The sequence below is a fragment of the Paenibacillus sp. F411 genome (genome assembly GCF_017582705.1).
Classification (GTDB): Bacteria; Bacillota; Bacilli; order Paenibacillales; family Paenibacillaceae; genus Paenibacillus_AQ; species Paenibacillus_AQ algicola.
This window is the reverse complement of the sequence record NZ_JAGFIP010000014.1, coordinates 1-9559: the sequence shown is the minus strand read 5'-3', so window position 1 is coordinate 9559 and position 9559 is coordinate 1. Positions and strand designations below refer to the sequence as shown.

Here is a 9559-nt window from a genome sequence, read left to right as displayed (position 1 = left end):
GCTTTAAGTGGGAAGAGAGAGGCACAGGATTGGATATCTATAGACAAAAAGGGGAAAGAGCCATGAAGCTACTGCGAAACTTATCCATCACCAAAAAACTGATGATCCTGATCCTGATCAGCGCCTTATCGTTAATCTCTGTTGGCATGACGGGATTAGCGTATATTACAAAAATGGCGGGGGACTCGGAAGCGATGTACAAAGACAGCCTCCTTCCGCTGAGTACGATCATGCAAATCCAAATTCAGGCTAAATCCAGTGACGCGGTGCTGCTTGAAATGCTAATGTCCAGCAGTACCAGAAAACATAAGGAGCTGCAGGAGGATCTGTCGGGATTACAGCAGGACGTCAGAGCAAAGCTGGCCGAGCTGCAGCAGAACAACCTGCGCAAAGAAGAGGCCGGGCTGATGCGGGAGCTGATGAATTACATCCAGGCCCTGGAGGAGAGTAGGGAGCAGGTTATGGCCTTGATAGCGGATGACAAGAAAAGCGACGCCTATCTGCAGTACCAGGCTCTTGTCGAGTATCGGGGAGACCGGGTCAATGCTGCGCTTGAAGAGCTGCAGCGCCTGAAGGTGGATTATTCCAGCGCGATCAATGATCGCAATCAGGACAATGTGAACCAGGCGATAACGAGAGTGATCTTGGCGAATATCATTACGCTGACGCTGCTCATCGTCATTGGATACACGATAGCACGGATGATCGTTAGACCGCTGAAGGAGGTTAGGCGGATGCTGACCATTGCCGAAACCGGAGATTTCACGGTAAAAGGACAATATCAATCCCGAGATGAGCTGGGGGAGCTCACTGCCTCCTTCAATCAGATGAGTGCCAAGCTTCAATCGGTGTTCGCTGCCGTTCAGGATTCCTCGATGTTGGTCGCTTCCTCTTCGGAGCAGCTTAGTGCAAGCGCAGAGCAAAGCTCTCAGGCTAGTGAGCAGGTCACCCTTACGATCCAGGAGCTGGCGGCGGGCACAGACCGGCAGGTGGAGATGATCGAAGATGCTTCCCATGAAATGAACACCATGACAGCGTACACCCGGTCCATTGCGGATCAGACGCAGCATGTGAAGAACGACGCATTGCACGCTTCTCAAATGTCTCACGAAGGAACTGCGGCCATTCAGGATGTCAGCGTCCAGATGGGGTCCATCTCGAGCAATGTGAACGGATTGTTTGAGGCAGTCCAAAGCTTGAGTACGCGGTCACTGGAAATCGGACAGCTGGTAGATATCATTTCTGATATTTCTTCCCAGACGAATCTGCTCGCCTTGAATGCATCCATTGAAGCCGCTCGCGCCGGAGAGCAGGGTAAAGGCTTTGCTGTCGTTGCCAGTGAGGTAGGCAAGCTGGCCGAACAGTCGGGCAAGTCGACAAAGCAGATTACAGACATGATCCGCCAGATCCAGCGAGATACGGAGCATACGATCGACACGATGAGAGTTACGTCCGGAGAGGTTCAGCAGGGCCTGCATGTTGTACACCAGGCGGGACAGACCTTCCATAATATAGAAAACGCCGTCAGCAATGTCGTTGGCCGTATTGAGGAGATCGCGAGCACCCTTTTGAAGGTTGCCGAAGGAATCCAACAGGTAAATACCCAGTTCACGGATGTAAGAGCCGTGTCCCTGAATTCGGCAGACCACAGTCAGGGAATCTCTGCCGCCGCCGAAGAGCAGCTGGCTTCCATGGAAGAGATTACCTCCTCATCCCAGGCGCTGGCCGCCTTGGCCGAAAATCTGCAGAAGCTTATTCAGCAGTTTAAGATTTAAGGCTGCAGCTGTCTTTGTCATCCTGTGGTCACCATGGCCCGAGCTCAAGCTTTCACTACAGTTCCAAAAAAGTGGTACAATCATGCTAGTGATGAAAACATCATACACCTTGAAAAACGTATGAAAGGGAGATGCTGCATGGCTGGCCAATTAGCACGAGCTCAAGTGGATGAAAAGACGACCTGGAATCTGCAAGATATTTATGAAACGAAGGAAGCCTGGACCCTTGAATTGAACGCTGTTCAACAAGAGGTATCGCGAGTGACCCAATACGAAGGGAAGCTGCATACAGGGGCAGCGGTGCTCTTGGCATGTCTGATTGAGCAGGAGCAGCTGCTGGCCCGAGTAAGCCGCCTCAACGCATACTCGGATCTGCATCTGGCGGGCGATAGTACGTGTACTGAGTATCAGATGGATGCCGCAAGGGCACGGGAAGTCGTCGCCAGCATACAGTCGGCGCTTTCCTTTGTAAACTCGGAAATTCTTGCGATGGATGAGGGCGTGCTGGACCGGTTCATCGAGGATGAGCCCGGTCTGCAGGAATTTGAGCGCAGCCTGAGGCTGCTGCTGCACAACAAGGCCTACCGGTTATCGCCGGACACCGAGAAGGTGTTATCGTCATTTCGGGAGGTGCTGACAGCCCCATACCAGATCTATGAGCGCGGCAAGCTGGCAGATATGAGGTTTTCTAATATAGAGAATGGACAAGGCGAGCAGGTACCGCTGTCGTTTGCCCTGTATGAGAATAAATATGCAGAGTCACCGGATACGGCGCTGAGGCGACATGCTTTTCGCAGCTTTAGCCAGACCTTGTATCAGTACCGGAATACCTTCGCCGAGACCTATGCAACCGAAGTGAAGCGACAAGTCATTGAAGCCCGGCTTCGGGGGTATCCATCAGTGACCGAGATGCTGTTAATGCCGCAGCAGGTAACCAAAGATATGTATAATCAGGTGCTGGATGTTTTGCAGCAGGAGCTGGCCCCTCATATGCGGAGGTATGCGGCATTGAAGCAGCGGGTGCTGGGACTTCATGAAATGACGTTTGCAGATCTCAAGGCGCCCCTGGATCCGGATTTCAGCCCGGGTATGACGTATGAGGAAGCGGGTGAGCTGATTAAGGAGGCTTTGTTCATTCTAGGACCGGAATACGGCGAGATTGTGGAGGCTGCGTTTCGGGATCGCTGGGTCGATTATGCCGTCAACACGGGAAAAAGAACAGGGGCGTTCTGCCGCTCCATTCCAGGCATGCATTCTTACATTCTCATCAGTTGGACCGGCAGCATGAGGGGGGTATTTACGCTCGCCCATGAGGTTGGTCACGCCGGACATCTCATGCTGGGGGCGCGGTATCAGCGGATGACCAATGCCCGGCCTTCGCTTTTTTTCATTGAAGCTCCTTCGACAATGAACGAGCTGTTGCTGGCAGATCATTTGCTCGAGCGATCCGAGGATCCCCGAATGCGCCGCTGGGTCATATCGCAGCTGCTCGGAACGTATTTTCATAACTTTGTGACCCATCTGCTGGAAGGGGAGCTGCAGCGCCAGGTTTATGATCTGGCATCCCGGCAGGTTCCGATTACAGCTAACCTCTTGGGGGATGTGAAAGGGGGCATTCTGTCCGCCTTCTGGGGGGATGCTGTCAAGATTGATGATGACGCCAAGCTGACCTGGATGCGTCAGCCTCATTATTACATGAGCTTGTACCCGTATACCTACGCTGCTGGCTTGACCGCTTCTACAGCGGCAGCGAAGCAGATCCGGGAAGAAGGCCAGCCGGCCGTAGAGCGCTGGCTTGACGTGCTGAAGGCGGGCGGCTCCCGCAGCCCCTTGGAGCTCATGAAGATGGCAGGCGTTGACATGTCCCAGCCCGAGCCCATCAAGCACGCCGCTGCTTATGTAGGCTCACTCATTGATGAGCTGGAGCAGCTCTATTAAAGGATCTCTACTATAATACAGCCAAAATCCCCCCGCATCGAGGCTATGCGGGGGGATTTTGACGTATATCCAGAACCGTACTGCTGGATCTTCATCTTCAAGTACAAAAATATGTTGTTCGTTGCAGAATGATACGTTGTTATGAACTGCTGCTTGCAGATACAAATTGAAACATGCCGACCAAGAACAACAGCAAGAACACGCTGATCACGACAAGTATGACGACAAGTATGATGTTGCGGAGAAGCTTTGACCCGTCCGACTGATGTTCGAGCTGCTCTTCGATTTCAGCTAATCGTTCTCTCAGCTCCCGGATCTCATCCTCTTGTTTCATAAACAGCCTCCTTTGGCATTAGAACATGCTAACTTTTCCGCTATATAGTTTATTTTAACATTAAAGGTTGGGAGTGGCTATTAGCAGGAGGGGCTTATCCCGTTTAAGGAGAGAAGATGTACTATCTCAAGAAAGTTCTCAATGCATCATGGTTACTTTTGACAAAGCTTGGAACAGCATGGCAAAATGTTTATATATAATATGGGGAATTGTGGAAAACAGGGGGTGCCGTATGTCAGTGGCAGCAGAGAGCGATCAGGAATGGGTGCGTGAGATCGGACAGCGGGAGCTGTTTTTTCTAATAAATATGGTGGAGCATGGTGGGATAGCCGGATTTAGAGATCCGTATCCCGGTTACTTGCTTGATGAGCTTGAGGAAGAATGGGACAAGACCCGGCAGCAGCTGCAAGAGCGCGGGCTCCTTTCCGCGGGCAGGTCAGATCTGTTGATTGAACCTGTGTTAGAGGCTTGCTTGGCGGTGCTGGACAGTCCTTATGCGGTACGTCTGGAGTTGAAAAAAAGCGGGGAGTCCATCTACGATGCTTACCTTCATTTTTTGCCGCAGATGGTGGTCGAACGAGTGCAGACCGTAAATGGCGATGAGGAAGGGAACTCTATGGTTCGGCTGAGCGCTATTGCGAACCTGGAGCTGTCCTTGCCGCTGATTGAGCAAGTGTTTCCGGTTGAAGCCGCGGCACAAGGAGTGATCAAGCAGCCGTTTACGCTTCCGGTTGAGGCTTATGACATTTTGCTGAGCGGCAGTGATCAGGAGAAGGCGAGAACCTTGTCCACGAGGCTGAGTCCGGAGCAGGAGAGCCTGAAGGCTCTCATGAAGCAGGCTGAATTTCACGGGAGAATGTCCTTGATGCAGCGCAGCGGACCGGTGTGGCGCCAGCAGATCATTACCTGCGGTATAGGAGTGGACGGCGGCTGGATCGCTAGGCGTGACGAGGAGCAGGGCGTGCGGGTGGAGAATTATCGGCGCAAAAAACTAGGTTTAGCGGTGAAAACTCTGGTTCAGGATATGCTTGCATTACCCAAAACGAACTTCGGAGGTGAGGCGCATGACGAAGATCAAGATTAATCCGGAGCAGCTGGATGAGGCGGCTGCCCGCTTCTTAGCGTGCAGTCAGAGCAATCTCGATATGGCTGTGGAGCTCAAAGCAATAATCGATGGGATGTCCGGCGAATGGGAGGGCGTCACGCGAGAACGATTTTATCAATCCTACACGGGCTCGCATGAACAGCTGCAAAGTGTGTCCGAGACGCTGAAGATGATCGGAGAAGAGCTGAAGGCGATTTCGGGAAGGTTCCGGAGTGCGGATGAGAGCTCCTAGCAGACAGAGTTGGAAAGGGGAGGACCTATTTGTCGAGAATCATAGCGGACATTGCGGCACTGGAACGGGCGGCGTCCCATTTTGCGGCAGCGGGTCAGCAGCTTGGGCAGATTGCCGGGGAGCCGCAGAAACGAAAAGCCTCCATAGAATGGTCGGGCCGGGCTGAACAGAAATATTCAGTCGCATGGAATGAGAGTGAACGTACCTTACATCGCTTGACAGCACTAGCTTCGCAGATGGCGTCACAGTGCCAAGGTGTAGCCGAAGCGCTGCGCCGGGCCGATGAAGAGGAACGGAGAAGAGAACGCGAAGGGCGGTAAGCTGCACTTGGCGAGAAGTGAGGGAGGAGAGGGACGCTTGCGTATCATTGTGGATCCGGGAGAACTGGCAGACCTGCGGAACAAGATGAAAAATGCATCCCAGGATATCGAGCGCCTGGGCCGTGCGCTGGAGAGTACCTGGCGCAGTGTGGATTATGAAGGCTCGCAGCGGGGATCATTGGATGCGGCCTGGGCGGAAATGGCGGGGCTGTTCGGCAAGCTGGCTCAGCAGTATGAGGAGATGGCGGCATTTTTAAATAAGAAAAGCGAGGGATTTGCCGAGGCTGACGGGCAGGAAACCGGCTTCTCGGCCGGAAAGCTCCTGAAGTGGGCAGCCGTGGTCCTGGGAACGACGCTGGATTTTGTCCCCGTCGTCGGCAATGTCAAAGGCATTGTGGATGCGGCGGTGGGATATGATGTCTTTACCAAAGAAAAGCTGACGAACGTAGAGCGTGTCCTCAGTATGCTGGGACCGGCAGGCAAGACGGTGAAGAAGGGCTCTCAGCTGATTGGAATGATTGATGATGCAGCGAGCGTCTCCAAACAAGGAGAACGCGCGTCTGACGCTGCGCGCGCCGTCGACCGTGCCGGTGACTCAGCCAAGGCGGCGGACAACGCGGGTAATGCGGCCAAGACAGCAGATCAGGCCGGGGATGCGGCGAAGGCGGCCGATCAAGCAGGGGATGGAGGTACAGCAGTCGATCGTGCAGGCGATGCCGCCAATAGCGGCAAAGATGCTGCTGCGTCAGGACCGACCGTGAATGCTGCGCCGGGAGCTGCGAGGCATGGGGATGAGGCTGCAGCGGCAGCGGAGAACACTGCAAGACAAGTGGACGAAGCTGCCACAGGTACAGCGGGCTTGGCAGCCGCGGGAGGTGCCGGCGCAGCAGCAGGCATTGGAATGGCACGAACCCCGTATTCCGGCGTGTCTGCTGGCAGCCGGATCCAGAAGAAGGACGGCGTTAATCCGCGTTCCACAGCAGGGGACCCTGTCGATACCTCTACTGGAGCCCAGATTATTGAGCATCCGCTGCTGCATCTCAAGGGCGCCGAGGACCTGACATTCTCGATTTCCTATCATTCTCTGCTTAACGGCAGTGGAGCTTTGGGCCTGGATTGGAGCCATAACTACGAAATTCGTCTGGAACAGCCTGCTGAAGGCACATTAGAGGTTTGGTGGAGCAGCTTCCGCAGCAACACCTATCAGCGGGGAGAAGACGGCATATTCCGAAGCAGGGATGTGGATGTGCTTCATGACCGGATTATCCGGGCGGATGGAGGCTATCGTCTCGTCAGGAAGGATCAAAAAGTCCTGTTATTTAGTGCTGAGGGCCAGCTGAAGGAGATCCGGAATCCGGCAGGCCAGATACAGCGATTGTCTTTTGATACACAGGGCCGTTTGCTTGAAATCAAGGATGCCTTGAGCGGCAGATCATTTCAATTATCTTATAGTGAAACAGGATTACTTCAATCTGTTGTCGATCCGCTGGGTTATACCGCGTTCTTTCTCTACACAGCAGGACGGCTTACAGATATCACGCCCCCGGATCACAGCCTGATCAGCTGTGCATACACACCCGAAGGACGTTTATCCTCGATGCGAAGCGGAGAGGGCATCGTTTATTTTGTGAACGAATATGACGATGAAGGACGTGTGGCCCGCCAGAAGGATGCGCTGGGACAATGGTGTTCTTTTGACTATGACGAGGAGAGCCATCCGGGTTGGATCATCACGACCTTTACGAACCGGGAAGGCGCAACCCGGGTGTTTACCCACGACGACCGGTACCGCCTGATTGCACTGCAGGATGAGCTGGGACATGTCACTCGGTATGAATATAATGAGCAGGGGCTCTGCACTTTGGAGGTGGAGCCGGACGGCAAAGAGAGCATCTATGTGTACGATGAAAAGGGACGGCTTACGGAACGACGCATGAATGGACAGCTTCGCGACCTTTACCGGTATAATGAATTCGGTTCCTTGATTTCTTACATTGACGGTGAAGGAAACGCCATTGATTTCGAGTATGATGAGCATCACCGCCCAGTCCTGCGGAAAGACTCCGAAGACGGCTTCATTCGGATCAGCTATAATGAGCAGGGCCTTATGCAGACGATGGAGGATCAATCCGGGGCAGTGACCCGGTACTCCTATGACGCATTTGGAAACCTGGTGACCGTTACGGATCCGCTTGGATGTGTGACACGCTATGAGTACGATGCTGGAGGACGCATCACCCAGGTGACCGATCCTGCCGGCGGCGTGATCCGTCAAGCCTACAATGTCAGCCATCAGGTGGTTTCGGTAACCGATCCGCTGGGTGCCGTCACTACATACGACTATGATAAGGAGGGCGCGCTGCGAAGACAGATCGATCCGCTCGGCCATGCCCGGTTGTACAAGTATAATGCGGCAGGAAACCTGATCGAAGAACAAGATGAGCTTGGGCGTACGGTTCGTTATCGGTACGATAATGAAGAGCGCGTCATTCAGGTTGTTCATACGAACGGCGCTTCCACTTGTTATGCGTATGATGGGGCGGGGCGTCTTTTGCAAAGTACCGATCCATCCGGTGTAGTCACCCGTTATCAATATGATGCGGCCGGCCGTGTAACGAAGGTTACGGATGGCGAGGGATATGCCCTGCGCTCTGTGCGATATGACAAGGACGGCAATCCGGCAGCTGTGGTGAACGCGCTGGGGCATGCGGTGAACTACCGTTTTAATCGGCTGGGACAGATTCTAGAGAAAGAGAACGCGAAGGGCGATATTACAGCTTATGCGTATGACGGCCTATCACGCCTGGTGCGGGTGAATCAGTGCGGCCAAGAGAGCAGCCGGGCTTTTACCGCAGCAGGACAGCTGGCAGGCTACCGCGATGCGGCCGGAAATGAGACCAAGTTCCGCTACGATATGGCCGGCAGGCCGACAGAGGAGATCACACCGGCAGGCACGCAGCTAACCTATGACTATGATCCACGAGGATTTCTCATCCGCCGCCGCAGTGCGCGCGGTATCGTTACCACCTATACGCCGGATGCGGCCGGAAGGCTGCATAAGCAGCAAGACGGGGCCGGTACGCTGGAACATCAATATGATGCGGCCGGGCGCCTGATCACCATCAGCGAAAGCACAGGAGACGGCACAGCAGCCACGATAGAGAAGCGCACCTACGATTCACTGGGCCGGGTAACTTCTTATACCAATGAACGCGGCCAGACCATCCGTTACGAATATGACGGGCTCGGAAATGTGTCCGTGCTCCACTACCCGGACGGCAAAAAAGTCACGTACCGCTACGATGCAGCGGGGCGGATGACCGAAGTGCGTGACTGGAAGAAGCGGGTGACCGCCTACAGCTATGATGAAAGGGGCCAGCTGGTCCGTACGGACCGGCCGAACGGTACCGCAGAGCTGCGGGCCTACGACAAAGAGGGCCAGTTGATCTCCCTGCTCGACACGGGCGTAAAGGGACGGCTGCTGCAGCAGTACCGTTATTGTTATGACGCCGCAGGGCTTCTGATCAAGGAGAACGAAACCCGGTATGAGTACAATAGCTGGGGAGCACTCACTGCGGCAAACGCCAGCCGGTACACCTACGATGCCTCCGGAAATATGACCTGTATGGAAGAAGGCGATTCCCAGATACGGATGTCCTATGCAGCAGACAACCGCCTGAGAAGTGTGAACGGCGAGGACGTTGCCATGGACGAAGACGGCAACCTTCTCCGAGGGCGGCTGCGCGGACGAAGCCAGGATTTTGTCTACGATGCCCGGGACCGCCTGGTCCAGGCCGGCAGTATTACGTACGGTTATAATGCAGAGAACGAGCGGACCTGGATGAACGTGAAGGG

The 9559-nt window shown here is 54.3% G+C and carries 7 protein-coding genes; 6 read left to right on the top strand and 1 reads right to left on the bottom strand.

Going from position 1 to position 9559, the window contains the following annotated elements; all coding sequences use genetic code 11:
- The first annotated feature begins 62 nt into the window (after window positions 1-62).
- On the top strand, window positions 63-1775 hold the full coding sequence (locus tag JJQ72_RS14460; RefSeq protein ID WP_208204097.1) for a methyl-accepting chemotaxis protein: 1713 nt from the start codon (window positions 63-65) through the stop codon (window positions 1773-1775).
- A gap of 138 nt (window positions 1776-1913) precedes the next feature.
- Window positions 1914-3713, top strand: a complete 1800-nt coding sequence (gene pepF, locus JJQ72_RS14455; protein ID WP_208204096.1) for an oligoendopeptidase F — start codon at window positions 1914-1916, stop codon at window positions 3711-3713.
- A 139-nt stretch (window positions 3714-3852) separates the two neighbouring features.
- Here the strand turns inward: pepF and JJQ72_RS14450 are convergent, their stop codons facing one another.
- Window positions 3853-4047: a hypothetical protein gene (locus JJQ72_RS14450; protein ID WP_138224730.1), complete on the bottom strand. Its 195-nt coding sequence runs from the start codon at window positions 4045-4047 to the stop codon at window positions 3853-3855.
- Between the two features lie 232 nt (window positions 4048-4279).
- Here JJQ72_RS14450 and JJQ72_RS14445 point away from each other — a divergent pair, with 232 nt between their 5' ends.
- The 4 genes from JJQ72_RS14445 to JJQ72_RS14430 all read left to right on the top strand — a co-directional run.
- Entirely contained in the window at window positions 4280-5131 is an 852-nt protein-coding gene (locus JJQ72_RS14445) for a hypothetical protein (protein WP_138224731.1), read from the top strand.
- Window positions 5112-5384 carry a WXG100 family type VII secretion target gene (locus tag JJQ72_RS14440; RefSeq protein ID WP_138224732.1) on the top strand — a complete coding sequence of 91 codons (273 nt, stop codon included), beginning with the start codon at window positions 5112-5114 and terminating at the stop codon, window positions 5382-5384. Before JJQ72_RS14445 ends, JJQ72_RS14440 begins: the two co-directional genes overlap by 20 nt.
- Before the next feature lie 29 nt (window positions 5385-5413).
- Complete coding sequence (locus tag JJQ72_RS14435; protein WP_138224733.1) at window positions 5414-5704, top strand: WXG100 family type VII secretion target; 291 nt, start codon at window positions 5414-5416, stop codon at window positions 5702-5704.
- Window positions 5705-5741: 37 nt separating this feature from the next.
- Window positions 5742-9559, top strand: a 3818-nt coding sequence (locus JJQ72_RS14430; protein WP_243896104.1) for a DUF6531 domain-containing protein, incomplete at its 3' end; no start/stop codon positions are given.

Coding starts and splice junctions, on each gene's coding strand:
- JJQ72_RS14460 (WP_208204097.1), top strand. CDS start 63: ATGAAGCTACTGCGAAACTTATCCATCACCAAAAAACTGATGATCCTG.
- pepF (WP_208204096.1), top strand. CDS start 1,914: ATGGCTGGCCAATTAGCACGAGCTCAAGTGGATGAAAAGACGACCTGG.
- JJQ72_RS14450 (WP_138224730.1), bottom strand. CDS start 4,047: ATGAAACAAGAGGATGAGATCCGGGAGCTGAGAGAACGATTAGCTGAA.
- JJQ72_RS14445 (WP_138224731.1), top strand. CDS start 4,280: ATGTCAGTGGCAGCAGAGAGCGATCAGGAATGGGTGCGTGAGATCGGA.
- JJQ72_RS14440 (WP_138224732.1), top strand. CDS start 5,112: ATGACGAAGATCAAGATTAATCCGGAGCAGCTGGATGAGGCGGCTGCC.